Source organism: Luteithermobacter gelatinilyticus, from assembly GCF_005849285.1.
GTDB lineage: Bacteria > Pseudomonadota > Alphaproteobacteria > Sphingomonadales > Emcibacteraceae > Luteithermobacter > Luteithermobacter gelatinilyticus.
Window position 1 is genome coordinate 1,907,518 of sequence record NZ_CP040517.1, and the last position, 19,448, is coordinate 1,926,965.

The following is a 19,448-nucleotide window of genomic DNA, read 5'->3' on the forward strand; positions in this document are numbered from 1 at the left end:
TCCGATAGGGTCTAAAGTACAATAGGCCGGCAAAGCAAAATGGATTATGTGTTGCGAGGCCCTATAATTTTTTTTAATAAAGGTCAATATGTTTCACTTGAAACCATATCGGGTTTGTAATGCGAAAAACAGCAGGAGCTGACAGACAATGAAAAAGGTTTATGAAAGCGCCGCCGAAGCCCTGGAGGGGCTTCTGTTTGACGGCATGACGGTGATGGCCGGCGGGTTCGGCCTATGCGGCATTCCGGAAAATCTGATTGCGGCGCTGCGCGACAGCGGCGTGAAGAATATTACGGCCATCTCCAACAATGCTGGGGTGGACGGATTTGGTCTTGGCATGCTGCTGAACACCCGTCAGATCAAAAAAATGATCTCCTCCTATGTGGGCGAGAACAAGGAATTCGAGCGCCAGTATCTGGCTGGCGAACTGGAACTGGAATTCAATCCCCAGGGCACACTGGCAGAACGTTGCCGAGCAGGCGGCGCCGGCATTCCGGCCTTCTATACCAAAACCGGGGTTGGCACGCTGGTGGCGGAAGGCAAGGAACACAAGGAGTTTAACGGCGAAACCTATATCATGGAAACGGCGCTGGTGGCGGACCTGTCCATTGTCAAAGCCTGGAAAGGCGACAAGGAAGGCAACCTGATCTATCGCAAAACGGCACGCAATTTCAATCCGATGATGGCAGCAGCCGGCAAGGTCACCGTGGCCGAGGTGGAGGAACTGGTGGAAGTCGGCGAACTGGACCCGGATCAGATCCACACCCCCGGCATCTATGTGCAGCGTATCATTCAGAGCAAAGATCTGGAAAAACGCATCGAACAGCGCACCACCCGTCCCCGCCCCGCAACCACAGGAGAATAAACATGCCCTGGACAAGAGATGACATGGCCGCCCGGGCCGCGAAGGAACTGAAAGACGGTTTTTACGTAAATCTGGGAATCGGCATTCCCACATTGGTGGCCAATTATATTCCTGATGGTGTGGAAGTCACCCTGCAAAGCGAAAATGGCATGCTGGGCATGGGGCCGTTCCCCTATGAAGGCGAAGAGGATCCGGATCTGATCAATGCCGGGAAACAAACCATCACCGAATTGAAAAAAACCAGCTATTTTTCCAGTGCCGAAAGTTTCGCCATGATCCGCGGCGGGCATATCGACATGGCCATTCTTGGCGCCATGCAGGTGGCGGAAAACGGCGATCTCGCCAACTGGATGATTCCCGGCAAGATGGTCAAGGGCATGGGCGGGGCCATGGATCTGGTGGCGGGCGTAAAAAAAGTGGTGGTGGTCATGGACCATACCGCCCGCGATGGCAGCCCCAAATTCCTGCATCGCTGCACCCTGCCGCTGACCGGTACCGGGGTAGTGGACATGCTGATCACCACGCTGGGCGTTTTCACCATTGAGGAAGGCGGCGCCACGTTGATCGAACTGGCCCCCGGCGTCACCGTCGAAGACATCAAAGCCGCCACCGAAGCCGATTTCACCGTGGCCGACAACCTGAAATAAAATAATTCCCAAACAAACACTTGCCCCCGGATTACGATCCGGGGGGAAAAAGAGGTCGGCAACGCACCAGACACAAAAAAACCGGGCAGATTTCTGCCCGGCTTCTATAAAAAGGGAACAACTTTATGCAAAATTCTTTGCTACAAAATCCCAGTTAACCAGAGACCAGAAGGCCTTCAGATAATCCGGGCGGCTGTTGCGGTAATCAATGTAATAGGCATGTTCCCACACGTCACAGGTCAGCAGTGGCGTGACATTCGGGTCACTTGCCGGGGTCTGGGCGTCATCAGTATTCACAATCACCAAAGAGCCGTCGGCTTTTTTCACCAGCCAGGTCCAGCCTGACCCGAAGTTACCAAGCGCCTTGGTGGTGAACTGTTCCTTGAAAGCCTCGAAAGACCCAAACGTCGCATTGATTGCTTCGGCCAGGGCGCCGGTGGGTTCACCACCCCCATTGGGGGACAGGCCGTTCCAATAAAAAGTGTGGTTCCAAACCTGTGCAGCATTATTAAACAGCCCGCCATCGGACGTTCTGATGATTTCCTCCAGGCTTTTGTTCTCATAATCGGTGCCGGCAATTAGCTTGTTCAGATTGGTCACATAGGTGTTGTGATGTTTGCCGTAATGATATTCCAGGGTTTCCTGGGAAATATGCGGCTCCAGCGCATTTTTTTCATAAGGCAATGCCGGAAGTTCAAAAGCCATGTCTTTTTTCTCCATACTTGTCGGTTCAACTTAACATTTTGTATCCCGCCAGACCGCACCACACCAGACCGCACCACACCAGATCGCACCACAAAGGACAGAACGCTCCCCGGTGGAAGCCTGGATTGCGGTTTGGAATACCTTGACCAAATAGGCCGGCCCGGCCTGTCGATGACGGCGAAAAGATCCCACGGACCTATCCCCCCGTGTGACGGCATTGTGAGCGGAAAGACGTTCCGCTCGATTTCAATTATCTCTCATATAGGAAGGCCGTCCCGAGGTGCAAGACATAAAATGGAATTTTTCCAGAAAAGCTTTTAGAGCCTTAATAAGCCCTACAAAAAGATTTCGGCGCTAAAGTCTTCCCTGATCTTCGTTGCGTTCCTTCAACATGGCGACCTGAAGGTTCTTCAGCAATAGCCGGGCTTCCTGCGCCTGTCCGGCCATCTCCCCCTTGAGCATCAGTCCGAGACTGTCAAGAGCCGCTTGGGAGGCGGCTGTAAAACGTCCCTGCGCTTCCAGGTGCCGGCGTAACATCCCGGCCAGATTTGTCACCAACGGCCAGCCCAGCATTGCCGCTTCGCTTTCCACCTTGTAGGTCAGCAAAAGCGCCTCTTCAACGTTCCCTGCACTCAGACAAACCTGCATTTCATCAAGCTGCGCGGCAAGGCGTCTGGGGTAATGTCTGGCCTCGACCTCGACAACTTTGTGGGCCCGGTCCAGCAGGGCCTTCACCCGTGGTGAAAATTTACGATCCCCCATGCAGCATCTCCTCCTGACCGTCATCCATGAACTGGTCAATATTTTTTTGCGTCATCTTATCTTGGGTACGTCTTTCCTGACCATCCCAGCATCCGCGGCGGCGGCGGCGATCCGGCCCCACATAGGTTTCACTGCGAATAAAGTCACGCTTGTGCCACAGGGCACTGATCAATTTCAGCATGATCTGTTCCGGGGACACGGGTTTGGCCAATATTTCCGTTACCCCCTTGTCGCGCGCCTGGATAATATTTTCCTCTTCCGTAAAGGCGGTGCATAATATGATTGGCGTCTCAGAAATTTTCTCATCAGAATGCCGGCGAATCCATTCAATCAGCTTCAGCCCGGCTCGGCTGAACTTCATGCAATCCACAAAAACACAGTCATAGCTGAACTTGCGAAGCGCCTTTTCTCCATCCTCAACGGAATGACACAGCGTCACCTTGCCCACATCAAACGCCAGAAGAATATTCATGATGATTTTGGACAGATACACATCACTGTCCACAATCAAGATTCTGGTTTCCGAAAAATCCGGCTCGATCATTGATCACACTTACGCCTTACTGCAGTTCAGTCAATGTCATACTTGGTAAAAGGTAAACCCTTCATTAACGATGAAAGAGAAAAATAAGGAACGCCGGTTCAGCTCCATCCGGATTATTGCTCGGCCCGGGTTACCACGTAGACCCCGGCCCCCAGCATGGAAAGCAGGGCCAAAAGGATAGCGAAATCCGGGGCCTCAGACAAAAAGATCAGATAAATCGCGCTGAAGCTCATAAACACCACCGCAAGGACCTTGGCCCGTCGGGGGATCACGCGGCGTTCCGTCCAGGCCTTCAAGGGCGGTCCGAAGCGCGGATGTTCATAAAGCCAGTTATGGAAACGCTCCGACCCGTTGGAAAACGCCCAAAGAGCCAAGATCATAAAAACCGTAGTGGGCAGGACCGGCAAAAAAACACCGATCACACCGATCCCAACAAAGATGCCACCCAGAAGATTAAATATCCAGCGTCTGGAATGCTCTATCACAGTGACTGAATCCCACCTTAAAATTAATAATGATTATTATATGCATAAATAGCCCCATGTCCAGTCAGCAAATTTCCCTCTGTTCCGATGTTACCCCGATGTTACCCCAATGTTACATTGTTGGATATTCTCTTTTGTAGCACACTCCAATGCTATAAACCATTTCCTCTGTATTTATGAAAATTCCCTTGCGGTTGCTCTTTCCCCTGCCTTTCCCCTTGCCTCTTTTCTCCCTCCAGGGGCTGTGATATATTTCAAACAATCGTTTGAAATATATAAGGATAAAACCATGGCCATGGATCCGCGTCTTGATGACTGGCATCGGATTATAAAAGAAAAAGACCTGACTGGATTACAACAGCTTCTGCATGAGGACGTGGAATTTAACTCCCCCTTTGTCTGGACCCCTTATCAAGGTCGGAACATCACGCTTGGCATCCTGTCCTCGGTGATCAACGTCTTTGAGAACTTCACCTATCACAGGGAATGGGTGGAAGCCAATGATATGGCGCTGGAATTTTCCGCCACTATCGGGGATAAGTCCCTCAAAGGGGTGGATCTCATTCGCTGGAATGATGACGGCCAGATCATTCATTTCGAGGTGATGATCCGCCCAGGCAACAGTTTGATGTTGCTGGCCCAGATCATGCAAAAACGTCTGGCCGCCGCCGGCCTGCTATAAGCCTCCCGGGATCAGGCTGTCTGTTCTTCTGCATAAATCATATGATAATCCGCCCGGGCATATTCTGAATCTTTCCTGAGCGGCGCCTCCACGAATCCGTGTTTTTTATACAAGGCAATGGCCGGAGGCAGTTTTGTACTGGTCTCCAGATACAGATGCCGTCCGCCCCGCGCCCTATAGCGGTTGATGACATGAAGCAGCAACTTTCCCCCAATACCAAGCCCCCGTGCGGCTGGCTTCACCCCCATCTTGCTAACTTCATAAACCCTCTCCCCCATATATTTCAGCGCCACACAACCGACGGCTTCGCCCCCCATAACCGCAAAGTAAATCTCGCCGCCCCTGGCCAGGATTTCCTCTTCCGGATGTTTCAGATTCCGGATGTCCACCTCTTCCATATAAAAATATTTTTCCAGCCATTCCCGGTTGATCTCAAACCAGGCGTCTTTGTATTTCACATGAAAAGGTACAATATCCACTGCGGGGTCGTTTTTTTGGCCCATTTCTTCCAGAACACGCTGATACAGGGAGCGGGAGTTGAGCCCTTTTTCAAATTCCCTGAGCGCCGTCAGAAGATCCGCTTCACTGGCCTGTCTGAGCTTTTCTATCGCCCGCGTCGCCGCCTGCCATAGCGGCGTGATGTCCTGCACCAGGCGCTGCCCCCTGACACTTAACCTTAAAATACGGCTGCGAGCGTCTTCACCAGTTTCCATTTCCAGAAGATCCAGAGACATCAACTGCTTGACAATCTGGCTGACTGCTGAATGGCTGAGCCCTGACAAATCCGCCATTTCTGCAATGCTCAAAGCGCCCTTACGCGACAAGGCATACACCACAGGGAAATACCGCACCCGAAAATCAAAGCCGCCTTCCGCATAGAGTTTTTCCATATCCGCCGCCATCATTTCATAGACGCGTTTCAGGCGGGTACCCAACCCTAGGTCAAAAAAAAGTTCTTCCGGCATGGCTCTTTAAATAGAATCCTGTTTTTTATATTAACATTAATATAAAGTCTTTTATAATTATATCTTAACTCAACAGCAACAAAAAACAGAAAGGCTTGTCCCGGGATAAATCGGCGCTACACTCACAAGGGCTTCAACTGAAACCCCCAAAACAGTATAAAAAACAACTCACAAACAGACCCGATATATCAGAAGAATCGCCCATGGCATTTCCATCGCCCCCTTCCCATCCGCAACAATTCCGAAAGCTACTGATTGTCCATAACCCCCGATCCGGACGCCGGAACCATCACAAATTCCGACAGGTGGTGGAACGCTTGCGCGGCCGGGACCTCATGATCCATATACAACAGACCCGTTTCCCCGGTCATGCCCACGACCTGATCCGCAACGCACAGGGCAAGGATTATGATCTGGTTGTTGTTGCGGGGGGTGATGGCACGCTTAATGACGTTCTAAGTGCTCTCCCTCATCTGAATCTTCCCTTTGCGCTCATCCCGCTGGGCACCGCCAATGTGTTTGCCCGGGAAATCGGCCTTGATGGGTCGGTGGATGCCATTGTCGACACCATTTTTTCCGGCCGCTTGCGGCACATGCGTCCCGGCCTGTGCGAAGGGCGTGAGAAACGGTTGTTTGCACTTATGGTTAGTTGCGGCTTGGACAGCCACGTGGTGCACCATGTCAATGGCGGCTTGAAAAAATGGATCGGAGCGGCAGCCTACGGGATAAAGTTCCTGCACTCATTACTGCGCTATCCGAACATGGCGTGCACCGTGACCCTTGACGGACACAGCCATGCCGCGGCGTCGGTCATTGTCTCCAAAGGCCGGTATTATGGGGGCAATTTCCTGCTGGCTCCCAAAGGAGATGTTTTTAGCAATAATTTCCAAGTTGTGATTTTTCTCAGAACCGGACGTCTGGCCGCATTGTCCTATGCCTTTTCCCTGCTGACGGGAAATCTGGCCAAACGCCGGGATGTACTGATCAGGTCAGCGCATGAAATCAGGCTCGACGCAGCAGACCCCCACCCCGTTCAGCTGGACGGGGATCCCGCCGGCTTCCTGCCCGCGACCATTCGTCTTGCCGATGACAGCCTGAGCTGTCTGGTGCCCGAGGGTCTCAAGGACGATGCATGACGTTCCGGCATTTAAAATCATGCATTTAACAAAGATTTAAACGTTGCACGGCATGGTTATCACGATATGATCACACTCGTGGGCAATAGTCGCATGGGTCTAGAGTCAATCTCATTACAATTCACTCTAGGGGAGCAAGGCTCGCTTAAAAGTGGCCGACAACAATCAATCAGGGGAAGAACAACAAGATGTGTGGCATAGTGGGCATTGTAACCCGTCGGGACAGGCGTCCGGACCCGGCCCTTCTGAAAAAGATGATGGACGCGATTTATCATCGCGGCCCCGATGAAGAAGGGCAGTATGTTGACGCGGGCATCGGCCTGGGGCATCGCCGGCTGTCTATTATCGACCTGGCCAGTGGCCAACAGCCCATGACCACTGAAGACAATCAGGCCACTATCGTCTACAACGGGGAAATATATAATTTCCCGGAAATTCGCAGTGAACTGGAGAATCTCGGTTATCAGTTCCGCACCCATTGCGATACCGAAGTCATCCTCAAGGCCTATCATGCGTGGGGGCCGGAAAGCGTGAAACGCCTCAGGGGGATGTTTGCCTATGCGATCCATGATCGCCGGCAGAACCAGCTCTTTCTTGCCCGGGACCGGCTCGGCATTAAACCGTTGTTTTATGCCAATGTGGACGAAGACACTTTGATTTTCGGGTCCGAGCACAAAGCGCTTATGGTGTATCCGGGGCTGAAACGGACATTGCGCCACCAAAGCATCGAAGAATATTTTTCACTGGGATATGTGCCGGACCCCCACAGCATCTATCGCGACATGCACCGGCTGGAACCGGGCTATACCCTGACCATTGACCTGGATACCGGCCGCAAAACCATGGAAAGATACTGGAATGTCCATTTCGAGCCGACCTATCAGGGCGGATTTGATGAGGCGGTTGCAGAACTGCAAAACCGGATCCGTGAAGCCGTGAAAATCCGCATGGTGGCCGATGTGCCGCTCGGGGCCTTCCTGTCCGGCGGTGTGGATTCCAGCGCTGTGGTGGCGAACATGGCTACCCTGGACAGCAATCCGGTCAACACCTGCTCCATCGCGTTTTCCGATCCGCGCTATAACGAAATTGACTATGCCAATCAGGTGGCCCGGCAGTATAAAACCAATCACTGGACCCGGGAAGTGGATCCCAATGACTATTCCTTGGTGGACCGGCTGATGGATGTTTATGACGAACCCTATGCCGACAGTTCGGCCCTGCCCACCTACCGGGTCTGCGAATTGGCCCGGGAACGGGTGACGGTGGCGTTGTCCGGAGACGGTGGGGATGAAAACCTGGCCGGCTATCGCCGTTACTGGCTGCACATGCTGGAAGAACGTCCGCGCCAGATGCTGCCCTATGGCTTTAGGAAGCGGCTGTTCGGCTTTCTGGGGGAAATCTACCCCAAGGCCGACTGGGCGCCGCGGTTTCTGCGCGCAAAAACCACATTCCAGGGGCTGGCCCGCAATTCAGTGGAGGCCTATTTTTACGGGGTGTCCATCTTTAAAAAGGACATGAAAGAAAAACTTTTCAGTTCCCGCTTCAAGAAAGACCTTCAAGGCTATGAAGCTCTTCAGATTTTTGAACGCCACGCCAGAGAGGCCGGCACCTGTGACCCGCTGTCCCTGATCCAGTATTTGGACCTCAAGACCTATCTGGCCGGCGACATCCTAACCAAGGTGGACCGGGCCAGTATGACCCATTCCCTGGAAGTGCGGGTACCGCTTCTGGATCATCTGCTGGTGGAATGGATCGCCACTCTGCCCCCCGGGTTCAAGCTCAAGGGAAATGAAGGCAAATATATCTTCAAAAAAGCCCTGGAAGGACGGCTGTCCAATGACATTCTGTACCGGCGCAAGATGGGTTTTGCCGTGCCACTGGGCCGCTGGTTCCGGGAAGACCTGAAAGAAAAAATCAGCCAGTCCGTACTCAGCGAACGCATGATGGACAGCGGATATTTCGACCCCGCCTATCTCAGACATCTGGTGGAACAGCACCAGTCCGGCCTGCGCGATTACAGCGCACCGCTATGGACCCTGATGATGTTTGACCAGTTCATGGCCCGCTGTTAGGCGGCGAGCATCCGGGAAGGTCATATGAAACTGCTCACCTTCACATCCCTGTATCCCAACAGCCTACAACCCCGTCACGGCATCTTTGTCCGCACCCGCATGAGCTGGCTTGACCGGATAGGCGATGTAGAGCGCAAGGTAATTGCACCGGTGCCCTGGTTTCCTTTCATGAACCTGTTGCACGGCAGCCGGTTCAGGACCTTAAACCAAATCCCCCGGCACGAAGATCAGGACGGCATTGACGTGTTGCATCCACGTTATCTGACCCTGCCCGGCACCAATCTGGTCAATGTAGCCGACAGTATGGCCCGTGCCGCCCGACCGATGATTGAAGCGCTCTATACCGATGACCAGCTGTTCGACATTCTGGACGGGCAGTATCTTTATCCGGACGGGGTGGCCGCCGCCCGCCTGGCCCGGCATTTCAACAGGCCGCTTGTGCTCACCGCCCGAGGCAGTGATGTCAATTACTGGATGCAGCAGCCCCGCCCCCGCGCCGCCATTCTGGAAGCGCTTGAGGCCGCCGCCGCCGTCATCTGTGTAAGCCAGTCCTTAAAACAGACTCTTCTCAGCCATGGCCTAACGGACACCAAATTGACGGTAGTGCCCAACGGCGTGGATCAGACCCTGTTTCATTCCCGCCAGCCCTCCCCGCCTCAACAGCCGGGATATCTGCTCTGTGTTGGCAATCTGGTGCCGCTGAAAGGACAGGATCTGATCCTTGAGGCCCTGACAATGGTGCCGGACTGGCGTCTGGTGCTGATTGGCCAGGGACCGGACCGGAAAAAACTGCGCCGCCTCGTCCGCGAATTGGGGCTAGAAAAACGGGTTGTTTTTATTGAGCATGTCCATCAGTCGGACCTGGCCCGATATTATGCCCACGCGGCCGCCACGATCCTGATGTCCGTCATGGAAGGCATGCCCAATGTGATGCTGGAAAGCCTGGCCTGCGGTACCCCCGTCATAGCCACCGCCGTCGGCGGCATTCCCGAAGTCATTACCCCCGAAAACGGTATTCTTCTGAAAGACCGCAACAGCGCGACTCTGGCCCAAGCGATACAGGAACTGAAACTGAGGCAATGGGACCGCAAACACATCGAAATGGAGATGGCGGCTTATGACTGGTCCCATGTGGCCCGGCGACAATATGACCTCTACCGGCAGGTGTTGGCGGCATCCCGCTCACTGGAAACGTAACCTTTTTCACATATCCCCCTAGCCAGGACCCTTCCAGCTCTCTATATAGAGCCCAGAAAACGAGAGAACGTAGAACACGCGTACCCATATTCATAACCGGAACAGAATAATGGAATATATTCAAGTCATTGGCGGACTTTTTCTTTTGGTTTACGGGGGCGACTGGCTGGTCAACGGCTCTGTGTGCCTGGCCCAGAAACTCGGCGTTGGAAAAATTGTCATCGGCCTGACCGTCGTGGCGTTCGGCACCTCTGCACCGGAACTAGTGGTCGGCGTTGATGCCGCCTTGTCCGGAGCCCCTACGCTGGCGCTCGGCAATGTGGTAGGCAGCAACATCGCCAATATTCTTCTGGTGATCGGGGTTCCGGCCCTGTTTTATCCGTTCAGCTGTTACAATAAAGAAGTCCGGCACAATTACCTGATCATGCTGGTCAGCACCGCCTTCTTCATCCTTCTGGCCCTGACGGCCCCGCTGGCCTTCTGGCAAGGTGGCTTGTTGCTGATCCTGTTGTTTGCCTATCTTTATCATTCCTATCGTCGGGCCCGCAAACAGCGCGGGCTGGCCTTGCACGCGTTGGAAGATGTGGGAGGCGGACAACCCGCTAAAGAGATGAAAACCTTCCAGGCCACGCTGTATATTCTGGGCGGCATCATCGGCCTGCTGGCCGGGGCTCATATTCTGGTGATGGGAGCCGTCACCATCGCCCAAAATTTCGGAATCTCGGAAGCGGTGATCGGCCTGACCATCATTGCGGTCGGCACCTCCCTGCCCGAGCTTATGACCTCGATCATGGCCGCCAAACATCAACATGGGGACGTGGCCGTGGGCAACGTCCTGGGCAGTAATCTTTTTAACCTGCACGCCATTATGGGGGCAACGGCTCTCACGGCGCCGATCCCCGTACCGGCGGAATTTTTCCGGGTCGATCTGTGGGTCATGGCTGCCGCGGCGCTCATTCTGCTGCCCTACACGATGAAAAAAATATCCCTGAATCGGCTTGGCGGCAGCCTGCTGAGCGTTGGCTATATCGGCTATCTCGCCTATCTCGGGCTACAGCTATAGAGTGACTCTCAGTGAAAGATCATGCGACAGAACCATTTGACCCGGAAAACAGAACACTGTAGTAAGGCTGTTTGATCCGGCCCTTATAGTGCGGATTGTCGCTTCGGATGCAGAACAGGCAGAAAATATATGAAACCAAGCAATCTGGTCAAACCCAGCAATCTAGCCCCTTTAAAGTTTGCCGATGCAGAAAAGGCCATGCGGCATGTGTTTGTGCGGGACCTGATCATAGACGGGTATATCGGCATTTATGATCATGAAAAACAGGCCCCCCAGAAACTCTGCATCAATGTGGACCTGTCTGTGCGGGAAAACGCCCATCCACTTAACGACGACATCAACAATGTGCTGTGTTATGAAAAAATCGTCCGCAACATCCAGACTATTGTGGGCGCCGGCCATATTCATCTGGTGGAGACCCTGGCGGAACAGATTGCCGATATGAGTTTACAGGACAGCCGGGTTGTCAAGGTACGCGTCAGGGTTGAAAAACTCGAAGCTATCCCAAACACCACTAGCGTTGGCGTGGAAATAGAACGCGCCCGCCGCATGTCATAAAAGCGTCACATTTCAAGACCTTATTTAAAATAATCTGTCGGGCGATATAGATTCGTTCCCCCAAAGTTGTGCACAGCGGAAAAAAGCGGGCTTTGAGCAGACCCTTCGTATTATTTTTTTCTAATTTAATATTCTTCATTGTGGCCTTGACATTATTTTTTTTGTTATAAATCAATAAGTTATTCCATTTGCCTAAAAAATAGGCAATTCGATAAAACCTCAAGGTTCCTGCCGGATTATTCGAGATGTCAAAAAGTTATACACTCACTTATCCACAACTTTCGTGGATAGTTTTTCGCCCGACTCTGGCATTGGTATGTTAGCTCTTGATTCAGAAGGGTTTTTATCATCTGATCACAATAATCATTCTGAATAAAGGTGAAACAAGGTATACAGGATCCTGTTGTCCCCATCGTCAATGCAATTATATGACAGGATAACAGCAAAAGGAACTCTGGAACCACACTGGACTCAGGTATTGGACTCAGCCTCATGAATAAAGGCGTCGAGATCATTAAATCTTATCTCAGGACCCTGCCGGGCAAACCCGGCGTGTACCGGATGCTGGATGACAAGGAAAACGTCCTGTATGTGGGCAAAGCCAAGAGCTTGAAGAATCGCGTCGCCAGTTACACCAATCTCAGGGGACTGAGTTACCGCATTGCCCGCATGGTCAGTCAGACCCGTAGCATGGAATTCGTCACCACCCACACGGAAGTGGAGGCCTTGTTGCTGGAAGCGAATATGATCAAGCGCTTCAAGCCGCCCTATAACATCCTGCTTAGGGATGATAAATCCTTTCCCTATATCCTGATTGATACCTCTCACCCTTCCCCGCGGGTGCGCAAACATCGTGGTGCCAAAACAATCGAGGGGCACTATTTCGGCCCGTTCGCCTCTACCAGCGCCGTGAATCACAGCCTGCACATTCTCCAGAAGGCATTTCTGCTCAGAACCTGTTCCGACAGCGTGTTTAACAGCCGCACCCGGCCCTGTCTCTTGTATCAAATCAAACGCTGTGCCGGCCCCTGCGTGGACAAGGTCAGTCCCGAAGAATATGCTTCCCTGGTACAGGCGGCCCATGATTTTCTGAGTGGCAAAAGCCAGGCCATCAAGGATGACCTGACTGCGAAAATGATGGCGGCCAGCGACCGGCTGGATTATGAACAGGCCGCCATATACCGCGACCGCCTCAAGGCGCTGGCCGCGGTACAGGCCCGCCAGGATATTAATCAGGGCCAGGTGGACAACGCAGACATTATTGCCGCTTTCCAAACCGGCGGCAGCACCTGCATCCAGGTTTTTTTCTTTCGTTCCGGTCAGAACTGGGGCAACAAGGCCTATTTCCCGCGGCATGACAAGGATCAGCCCCTAAGCGAGATTGTACCGGCATTCCTGTCCCAGTTTTATGACAACAAACCCCCGCCCAAACAAATTCTGGTCAATTGTCACATGAGTCAGAAAGATCTGCTGGAAGAGGCCCTGTCGCTCAAGGCCGGACATAAGGTCAAGCTCACCTTCCCGCAACGCGGCGACAAATTCCGGCTGGTTGCCCTGGTCGAACAGAATGCCCGTGATGCGCTGCACCGCCGGCTTGCCGAAATGTCCAGTCAGCAAAAGCTGCTGCGCGGTGTTGCCGATCTGTTTGATCTGGACGCCCCCCCGCGGCGTATCGAGGTTTACGATAACAGCCATATTTCCGGCACCAATGCCCTTGGGGCCATGATTGTTGCTGGCCCGGAAGGATTTGACAAAAACGCCTACCGCAAATTTTCCATCAAATCCGAAAACCTAAGTCCCGGTGACGATTTCGGCATGATGCGCGAGGTGCTGACCCGCAGGTTCAGCCGTCAACTCAGGGAGAACCCGGACCGTGATCAGAAAAGCTGGCCGGACCTGTTAATCATTGACGGGGGCAAGGGACAGCTCTCCGCCGCCCTGGCCACACTGGCCGATTTGGGACTTGAGGACATTCCGGTGGTTTCCATCGCCAAAGGGCCAGACCGGAATGCCGGAAGGGAGGATTTTTATCTACCCGGCAAAGAACCGTTCAAACTGCCGCCCAATGATCCGGTGCTGTATTTCCTGCAACGCCTCAGGGACGAAGCCCACCGCTTTGCCATCGGCAGCCACCGTCAGCAACGCGCTAAAAATATGAAAAAATCCCTGCTGGATGGACTGGCAGGCGTCGGCCCGCGGCGTAAAAAAGCGCTTCTGATGCATTTCGGGTCAGCCAAGGCCGTTGCCAATGCCGGCCTTCAGGACCTGGAAAAGGTGGACGGAATCAGTTCCACACTGGCCCGCAGCATTTACAATTATTTTCATGAAAATGACTGAATAATCTGCCAGGGGACAAAGGCTTGGGGCAAATCTTTTGCAAAGCCTATTGGCAGGCCGAATGACATGCCGTATATAGCAAAAGATACAAGGAAAATAACCCGATTATGCTATTTAATCTGCCAAATATTCTCACGCTTGCCCGCATACTGCTGATCCCACTGCTGGTGGGCTCTTTCTATATCGACGGGCACACAGGCAACTGGGTCGGTTTTGCCATTTTCACCCTTGCCGGAGTGACAGACTTTTTTGACGGTTATCTGGCCCGGCGGTATCAGCAGAATTCCAAACTTGGCGCCTTTATGGACCCGGTGGCGGACAAGCTGCTGATTGCGGCCGCCCTGATGATGATGGTCGCCGTGGAACGTATTTCGGGATATTCCGTACTCGCGGCCGTGGTCATTCTGTGCCGGGAGTTTCTGGTTTCCGGGCTCAGGGAATTTCTGGCGGAACTGAAAGTCAGCGTGCCGGTGACCAAGCTCGCCAAATGGAAAACCACCATCCAGATTTTCGCCCTTGGTTTTCTGCTGGTGGGTGACGCCGCCCCGGCAGCAATCCCTGCCATCGTCATTGGGGATACCTGTTTGTGGCTGGCGGCGATTCTTACCCTGTATACGGGCTATGATTATCTGCGCGCCGGTCTGAAACACATGACGTAAGGAAACCTTATGCGACTGTTGTATTTTGCCAGAATTAAAGAACAAATCGGCCAGTCGGAGGAGGACCTGCCATTGCCGGCAAATGTCAGAACCGTCGCTGATCTCCTGGATTACCTGCGCAGCCGGGGGGAGCATTACCGCCGGGCTCTGGCGGATGAAAGCCGTATTCGCCTGGCCGTCAATCAGGTTTATGTCACGCCGGATCATGAGATAAACGAGGCGGACGAAGTGGCCATCTTTCCTCCTATGACCGGAGGCTGAATCATGAAAGTCGCCGTACAAGCCGAAGACTTCCGCCTTGAAGACGAAATCGCCCATCTGCGCGGGACACGGACGGACTTGGGGGCGCTGGTGACCTTTACCGGACTGGTACGGGACTTTCACGGGGAGCGCAAAATTCACCGCATGACGCTGGAACATTTCCCCGGCATGGCGGAAAGGCAGTTGACAGAACTCGCCCACACGGCCATGAGACGCTGGGATCTCCAGGATGTCACCCTCATTCACCGATACGGTTCCCTGGACGCCGGGGAACAAATTGTGTTGGTGATTACCGCCGCAGCTCACCGGCAAGCGGCGTTCGAGGCCGCCCAATTCCTGATGGACTGGCTGAAGACCGATGCGCCCTTCTGGAAAAAGGAATATTCCGATCACGGTACAGAATGGGTAGAAAGCCGGGAAGAAGATACCAAAGCCCGCGAAAAATGGCTGAAAAACCCGTAACCCCCAAAAAAAGCCCTGTAAAACTGTCGGATTTTTTTACAGTTTTGAAACAACCCGACTTCCCCAAATACCTAATCCCCTGATTCGAAACAACTATGCCCTTATGGCATATTATTTGCTTGTAAATACGGGCATACACTAGAAAAGGGGACTGCAAAATGAAAACATTAATGACATCTATCGCCATTGTGGCAGCGTCCAGTGTTGCCGCCGTTGCCGGAGAAATTGTCAGGGTGCCTGAACCCGGAACATTTGGCATGTTTGCCGCGGCCATCGCCGCCGCCGTCATTGGCGCACGCCTGTTGAAATAAAAATCGAGTTTTGTGAGGACACCTGTGAGCGGGACAGAATATTCCCGCTCAGTGTTTTTTGTCCGACGGTTATCCAGACCTGGAACAGGATCCTGTTTCAGGGTATTCTGGTGGCATAGTGTTCAGGACAAGGAATGGTATGCCCCACATGCCACCATGTCCCATATGCCACAAGGAAACGATCAGGCATTATGTGAAAACCGGTGATGGCTGACCTCTTGCATATCGAAAATCTAGGGCATATCGAAAACCTGGAACAGTTTCTGGCCGCCAGTTTTTTTGTTCTGCTGGCCCTTGCAGCGTTTTTGGAAAGTCTGATCCCCCTGCGCAAGAATGCCCTGCCCTTGCGGCAGCGCTGGCTGGGGAATTTCTCTCTCATGTTGCTGAACACCGCCATATTCCGCGGGCTTCTGCCCATGAGCGCCTTTGTTTTCGCCTTATATGTTCAGGAACACCATTGGGGGCTTTTCTCTGCCTTTCCCCTGTCGCCCTGGCTGAGCATTCTCATAACGGTCCTGCTGCATGATTTTGTCAAATATGCGCAGCACGTGCTGTTTCATCATGTCAGGGCGTGCTGGCGGTTTCATCTGGTCCACCATACGGACCAGGATTATGATTTCACTACCGGGTTGCGGTTTCACCCCCTCGAGGCGCTGGTGACCACGGCCAGCACTTTTCTTGTCATTCTAGTCTTGGGACCGCCGGCGCTGGCGGTGATTGTTTTTGAATTCCTGACCATGTTCATCAATTTTTTAAGCCACACCAATATCCGGCTGAATGACCGCCTGGAACGGATATTGCGATTTGTCATTGTCACACCGAACATGCACCGGATCCACCATTCCGCCTGGGAGCCCGAAACCAACAGCAATTATGCCGTGATTTTTTCCTTCTGGGACAAGATATTCGGAACCTATACCGCGCAGGCCCGGGAGGATCAAAAAGATATGATGGTCGGTCTTTATGAATATCGGGACCTCCAGGACCAGAATTTTTTCCGTATGCTGCTTCAACCTTTTCTGAAATTAAAACCCCGGCTTGAATTAAAACCTCAGTTTGGCGATGCGACGAAAAAAGCCACCAGACCTTCCTCCCTACCGGACACCACCCCGGATCTGCCCTGAACCCAGGCCCTGAACCCAGGCAAAGTTTATTCGTCCCGCCCGTCAGTTTTTACAATTGTTCATTTTTTACAATTTTATAGTGGATTTCAAAAATACAACCCTTAATATTATCTTTTGGGGAAACTTTCTATTTTCACATGGTTTTGATGAGAATGAATTCACTCTAGTCATAATTCACTCTAGAAAATTTACCGCATATATTACCTGCCCGTAGGGCGGGGAGCCACTTCCGGATTGGCGGCAATATTCTGCTGATTGTACCGGAAGTGGTTTTTATGCCTTTATCTCTGGAGAGGATATTGTAGACTCTGGTTTTTTCAAAACAATATACGGGGATATTCATGAGCACCTCTGTAAAACACCTTCTTGCTTCTGTTTCTCTTGCAAGCTGTCTGTTCCTTGCTGGCTGCGGGCAAAATGACACCACATCGCAAAACTCTTCTACAGACGCCCCGCAGGAAAAACATCAGCTAGAGTGGGTTTCTGCCGAAGCCGAAAAACGGGCGGATATTTACGCGCCCTATACCCTGCAGGCTGACCTGTCCCACCTGAGTGATAATCAGCGTAAAATGATCGGCCTGTTGATTGAGGCGTCCCAGATCATGGACAACCTGTTCTGGTTGCAGGCTTATGGCGATAAAAACAAACTTCTTGATGGCCTGGAAGACGGCAAACTGAAACATTTCATTGAACTGAATTACGGACCGTGGGACCGCCTTGATGGCGACAAGCCGTTTATCAAGGGCGTTAAGGACAAGCCACTCGGCGCCCGGTTTTATCCCGAAGACATGACCAAGGAGGAATTCGAAGCCTTTGAGCATACGGACAAACGGGGGCTTTATTCCCTGGTCCGGCGCGAGGAAGACGGGAGTCTTAAACTTGTCCCCTACCATGATGCCTTTGCCGCCGATCTGCAAAAAGCCGCCGGACTGCTGAGGGAGGCCGCCAAATATGCGGATCACGACAGGTTCAGGGAATATCTGAAGCTCCGGGCGGACGCGCTGGAAACCGATAACTACCAACCCAGCGACATGGCCTGGATGGACATGAAAACCAATCCCATCGAATTGGTTATCGGCGCCATTGAAACCTATGAAGACCAGCTTTATGGCTATCGCGCGGCCTATGAATCCTATGTCCTGATCAAGGATATGGCCTGGAGCGAACGGTTGAGCAAATATGCCGCTTTCCTACCCGAACTGCAAAAAGGGCTTCCCGTGCCTGCGGAATACAAAGCCGAAATGCCGGGCACAGAGTCCGATCTTAATGCCTATGATGTGGTCTATTACGCCGGGCACAGCAATGCAGGCTCCAAAACCATCGCCATCAACCTGCCCAATGATGAAGAGGTGCAGTTGAAAAAAGGCACCCGGCGGCTGCAGCTGAAAAACGCCATGAAGGCCAAATTCGACAAGATCATGTTGCCCATTGCTGATGAGCTGATTGTGCCGGAACAGCGCCAGCACGTCACGTTCCCGGCCTTTTTCGCCAACACTATGTTCCATGAAGTGGCCCATGGCCTGGGCATCAAAAACACTCTGACCGGCAAAGGCACGGTGCGGACGGCCCTGAAAGAAACCGCGTCCGCCCTGGAAGAAGGCAAGGCCGATATTCTGGGTCTGTATATGGTGACCCGCCTTCATGAAAAAGGAGAACTGGAAGACGGCGAACTGATGGATTATTATACCACCTTCCTTGCTGGCATCTTCCGGTCCGTGCGTTTCGGCGCCAGCAGCGCCCACGGCCGGGCCAATATGGTGCGGTTTAATTATTTTAAAGAAATGGGCGCCTTTGAACGCAACCAAGAAGGCCAATACAAAGTCAACTTCGAGAACTTTCAAAAAGCGATGACCAACCTCAGCACGCTGATTTTGACCTTGCAGGGGAACGGCGATTATGAAGGAGCCAAGGCCCTGTTGGCGGAAAAAGGTGTCGTGGGGGATGACCTGGCCGAAGACCTGAACCGCCTGGCCCAGTCCAATATTCCCGTAGATGTCTATTTCATCCAGGGTAAAGATGTCCTCGGGCTACAATAACTTCACCTGATTGCGTCACCTGATGAATGGACAATTCAGCGTTCATTCATCAGGTATTATTTAAGGTGCCGCCAAGGTCAACAAGCAAAACAAATATGAGGAATTCAGAAGCATGAAAAAACTAATTCTTCTTGTCGTGTTGGTTCTGGCGACATCGTTCACCGTCCAGGCGCAAGAAAACGTTTCCCAAAGTGAAGATGCCAAAGTTGGAGATGTGGTTCCCTATAGCGAACAAGAGTATCAGGCACTTGTGACAAGGCTGGGGAAAGAAAATGACTGTATCTTCATTCGCACCATTGAAAGCTGGACAGATATTGACCGGCGACACCTGATCATTTACGCCCCGACCCGGAAGCGTCCTTATCTTGTCAAGGTTTCCCCGTCCACCTTTAACTTGAAATTTGGCCAGGAATTAGGGATCTTCTCCCGTTCTGATGGCCGGCTCTGTCCCTATGGCGGCGATGCCCTGCTGTTTGAAGATGAAAAGCTGTTCATCTACGGCATTGCCAAACTGACCGAAGAACAGGCAAAGCGCCTAATCGCTTACCGGAACCAGGATAAGAAATAGAGTGACTTG

The 19,448-nt window shown here is 52.6% G+C and carries 21 protein-coding genes; 16 read left to right on the forward strand and 5 right to left on the reverse strand.

The window, feature by feature from the left end:
- The first annotated feature begins 148 nt into the window (after positions 1 to 148).
- Both FE788_RS08615 and FE788_RS08620 read left to right on the forward strand, forming a co-directional pair.
- A complete protein-coding gene (locus FE788_RS08615; protein ID WP_138380253.1) occupies positions 149 to 865 on the forward strand; it encodes a CoA transferase subunit A in 717 nt (238 codons plus the stop codon).
- 2 nt (positions 866 to 867) lie between these two features.
- Positions 868 to 1,512, forward strand: a complete 645-nt coding sequence (locus FE788_RS08620; RefSeq protein WP_138380254.1) for a CoA transferase subunit B — start codon at positions 868 to 870, stop codon at positions 1,510 to 1,512.
- 123 nt (positions 1,513 to 1,635) lie between these two features.
- Here the strand turns inward: FE788_RS08620 and sodB are convergent, their stop codons facing one another.
- From sodB to FE788_RS08640, 4 genes are all read right to left on the reverse strand, one after another.
- Entirely contained in the window at positions 1,636 to 2,217 is a 582-nt protein-coding gene (sodB, locus tag FE788_RS08625) for a superoxide dismutase [Fe] (RefSeq protein WP_138380255.1), read from the reverse strand.
- A 354-nt stretch (positions 2,218 to 2,571) separates the two neighbouring features.
- A complete protein-coding gene (locus FE788_RS08630) occupies positions 2,572 to 2,979 on the reverse strand; it encodes a hypothetical protein (RefSeq protein ID WP_138380256.1) in 408 nt (135 codons plus the stop codon).
- Positions 2,966 to 3,523 carry a response regulator gene (locus FE788_RS08635; RefSeq protein WP_138380257.1) on the reverse strand — a complete coding sequence of 186 codons (558 nt, stop codon included), beginning with the start codon at positions 3,521 to 3,523 and terminating at the stop codon, positions 2,966 to 2,968. Before FE788_RS08635 ends, FE788_RS08630 begins: the two co-directional genes overlap by 14 nt.
- 113 nt (positions 3,524 to 3,636) lie before the next feature.
- Positions 3,637 to 4,008, reverse strand: a complete 372-nt coding sequence (locus tag FE788_RS08640) for a YbaN family protein (protein ID WP_168190342.1) — start codon at positions 4,006 to 4,008, stop codon at positions 3,637 to 3,639.
- Between the two features lie 289 nt (positions 4,009 to 4,297).
- On the opposite strand from FE788_RS08640, the gene FE788_RS08645 reads away from it, so the two are divergent.
- Positions 4,298 to 4,690 carry a nuclear transport factor 2 family protein gene (locus FE788_RS08645; protein ID WP_138380259.1) on the forward strand — a complete coding sequence of 131 codons (393 nt, stop codon included), beginning with the start codon at positions 4,298 to 4,300 and terminating at the stop codon, positions 4,688 to 4,690.
- Positions 4,691 to 4,701: 11 nt separating this feature from the next.
- On the opposite strand, the gene FE788_RS08650 is transcribed toward FE788_RS08645, so the two are convergent.
- A complete protein-coding gene (locus FE788_RS08650) occupies positions 4,702 to 5,655 on the reverse strand; it encodes a bifunctional helix-turn-helix transcriptional regulator/GNAT family N-acetyltransferase (RefSeq protein ID WP_138380260.1) in 954 nt (317 codons plus the stop codon).
- 203 nt (positions 5,656 to 5,858) lie between these two features.
- Between FE788_RS08650 and FE788_RS08655 the strand changes: the two genes are divergently transcribed.
- The 13 genes from FE788_RS08655 (at position 5,859) to FE788_RS08715 (ending at position 19,439) form a co-directional block, all read left to right on the forward strand.
- The gene (locus FE788_RS08655; RefSeq protein WP_138380261.1) at positions 5,859 to 6,791 is read left to right on the forward strand and encodes a diacylglycerol/lipid kinase family protein; all 933 of its coding nucleotides are present in this window, start codon (positions 5,859 to 5,861) and stop codon (positions 6,789 to 6,791) included.
- A 188-nt stretch (positions 6,792 to 6,979) separates the two neighbouring features.
- Positions 6,980 to 8,863: an XrtA/PEP-CTERM system amidotransferase gene (locus FE788_RS08660; protein ID WP_138380262.1), complete on the forward strand. Its 1,884-nt coding sequence runs from the start codon at positions 6,980 to 6,982 to the stop codon at positions 8,861 to 8,863.
- 24 nt (positions 8,864 to 8,887) lie between these two features.
- Positions 8,888 to 10,060 (forward strand): glycosyltransferase, encoded by a 1,173-nt coding sequence (locus FE788_RS08665; RefSeq protein WP_138380263.1) that lies wholly within the window; start codon positions 8,888 to 8,890, stop codon positions 10,058 to 10,060.
- Between the two features lie 109 nt (positions 10,061 to 10,169).
- Positions 10,170 to 11,123, forward strand: coding sequence for a calcium/sodium antiporter (locus tag FE788_RS08670; protein ID WP_138380264.1), 954 nt, complete (start codon positions 10,170 to 10,172; stop codon positions 11,121 to 11,123).
- 129 nt (positions 11,124 to 11,252) lie between these two features.
- Entirely contained in the window at positions 11,253 to 11,681 is a 429-nt protein-coding gene (gene folB / locus FE788_RS08675; protein ID WP_138380265.1) for a dihydroneopterin aldolase, read from the forward strand.
- A gap of 492 nt (positions 11,682 to 12,173) precedes the next feature.
- Positions 12,174 to 14,018, forward strand: coding sequence for an excinuclease ABC subunit UvrC (gene uvrC / locus FE788_RS08680; protein ID WP_138380266.1), 1,845 nt, complete (start codon positions 12,174 to 12,176; stop codon positions 14,016 to 14,018).
- A gap of 107 nt (positions 14,019 to 14,125) precedes the next feature.
- The gene (gene pgsA, locus FE788_RS08685) at positions 14,126 to 14,677 is read left to right on the forward strand and encodes a CDP-diacylglycerol--glycerol-3-phosphate 3-phosphatidyltransferase (protein WP_138380267.1); all 552 of its coding nucleotides are present in this window, start codon (positions 14,126 to 14,128) and stop codon (positions 14,675 to 14,677) included.
- 9 nt (positions 14,678 to 14,686) lie between these two features.
- Complete coding sequence (gene moaD / locus FE788_RS08690; RefSeq protein WP_138380268.1) at positions 14,687 to 14,938, forward strand: molybdopterin converting factor subunit 1; 252 nt, start codon at positions 14,687 to 14,689, stop codon at positions 14,936 to 14,938.
- A 3-nt stretch (positions 14,939 to 14,941) separates the two neighbouring features.
- Complete coding sequence (locus FE788_RS08695) at positions 14,942 to 15,400, forward strand: molybdenum cofactor biosynthesis protein MoaE (protein ID WP_138380269.1); 459 nt, start codon at positions 14,942 to 14,944, stop codon at positions 15,398 to 15,400.
- A gap of 158 nt (positions 15,401 to 15,558) precedes the next feature.
- Positions 15,559 to 15,711, forward strand: coding sequence for a PEP-CTERM sorting domain-containing protein (locus FE788_RS08700; protein ID WP_138380270.1), 153 nt, complete (start codon positions 15,559 to 15,561; stop codon positions 15,709 to 15,711).
- A 206-nt stretch (positions 15,712 to 15,917) separates the two neighbouring features.
- Positions 15,918 to 16,835: a sterol desaturase family protein gene (locus tag FE788_RS08705; RefSeq protein WP_138380271.1), complete on the forward strand. Its 918-nt coding sequence runs from the start codon at positions 15,918 to 15,920 to the stop codon at positions 16,833 to 16,835.
- 341 nt (positions 16,836 to 17,176) lie between these two features.
- Positions 17,177 to 18,871, forward strand: a complete 1,695-nt coding sequence (locus tag FE788_RS08710) for a dipeptidyl-peptidase 3 family protein (RefSeq protein WP_138380272.1) — start codon at positions 17,177 to 17,179, stop codon at positions 18,869 to 18,871.
- 112 nt (positions 18,872 to 18,983) lie between these two features.
- Positions 18,984 to 19,439 carry a DUF6491 family protein gene (locus FE788_RS08715; RefSeq protein WP_138380273.1) on the forward strand — a complete coding sequence of 152 codons (456 nt, stop codon included), beginning with the start codon at positions 18,984 to 18,986 and terminating at the stop codon, positions 19,437 to 19,439.
- The last annotated feature ends 9 nt before the right edge of the window (positions 19,440 to 19,448 follow it).

Coding starts and splice junctions, on each gene's coding strand:
- folB (WP_138380265.1), top strand. CDS start 11,253: ATGAAACCAAGCAATCTGGTCAAACCCAGCAATCTAGCCCCTTTAAAG.
- FE788_RS08665 (WP_138380263.1), top strand. CDS start 8,888: ATGAAACTGCTCACCTTCACATCCCTGTATCCCAACAGCCTACAACCC.
- FE788_RS08705 (WP_138380271.1), top strand. CDS start 15,918: ATGGCTGACCTCTTGCATATCGAAAATCTAGGGCATATCGAAAACCTG.
- FE788_RS08660 (WP_138380262.1), top strand. CDS start 6,980: ATGTGTGGCATAGTGGGCATTGTAACCCGTCGGGACAGGCGTCCGGAC.
- FE788_RS08695 (WP_138380269.1), top strand. CDS start 14,942: ATGAAAGTCGCCGTACAAGCCGAAGACTTCCGCCTTGAAGACGAAATC.
- FE788_RS08715 (WP_138380273.1), top strand. CDS start 18,984: ATGAAAAAACTAATTCTTCTTGTCGTGTTGGTTCTGGCGACATCGTTC.
- FE788_RS08655 (WP_138380261.1), top strand. CDS start 5,859: ATGGCATTTCCATCGCCCCCTTCCCATCCGCAACAATTCCGAAAGCTA.
- uvrC (WP_138380266.1), top strand. CDS start 12,174: ATGAATAAAGGCGTCGAGATCATTAAATCTTATCTCAGGACCCTGCCG.
- FE788_RS08630 (WP_138380256.1), bottom strand. CDS start 2,979: ATGGGGGATCGTAAATTTTCACCACGGGTGAAGGCCCTGCTGGACCGG.
- FE788_RS08670 (WP_138380264.1), top strand. CDS start 10,170: ATGGAATATATTCAAGTCATTGGCGGACTTTTTCTTTTGGTTTACGGG.
- FE788_RS08650 (WP_138380260.1), bottom strand. CDS start 5,655: ATGCCGGAAGAACTTTTTTTTGACCTAGGGTTGGGTACCCGCCTGAAA.
- sodB (WP_138380255.1), bottom strand. CDS start 2,217: ATGGCTTTTGAACTTCCGGCATTGCCTTATGAAAAAAATGCGCTGGAG.
- FE788_RS08615 (WP_138380253.1), top strand. CDS start 149: ATGAAAAAGGTTTATGAAAGCGCCGCCGAAGCCCTGGAGGGGCTTCTG.
- pgsA (WP_138380267.1), top strand. CDS start 14,126: ATGCTATTTAATCTGCCAAATATTCTCACGCTTGCCCGCATACTGCTG.
- FE788_RS08645 (WP_138380259.1), top strand. CDS start 4,298: ATGGCCATGGATCCGCGTCTTGATGACTGGCATCGGATTATAAAAGAA.
- FE788_RS08620 (WP_138380254.1), top strand. CDS start 868: ATGCCCTGGACAAGAGATGACATGGCCGCCCGGGCCGCGAAGGAACTG.
- FE788_RS08710 (WP_138380272.1), top strand. CDS start 17,177: ATGAGCACCTCTGTAAAACACCTTCTTGCTTCTGTTTCTCTTGCAAGC.
- FE788_RS08635 (WP_138380257.1), bottom strand. CDS start 3,523: ATGATCGAGCCGGATTTTTCGGAAACCAGAATCTTGATTGTGGACAGT.
- FE788_RS08700 (WP_138380270.1), top strand. CDS start 15,559: ATGAAAACATTAATGACATCTATCGCCATTGTGGCAGCGTCCAGTGTT.
- moaD (WP_138380268.1), top strand. CDS start 14,687: ATGCGACTGTTGTATTTTGCCAGAATTAAAGAACAAATCGGCCAGTCG.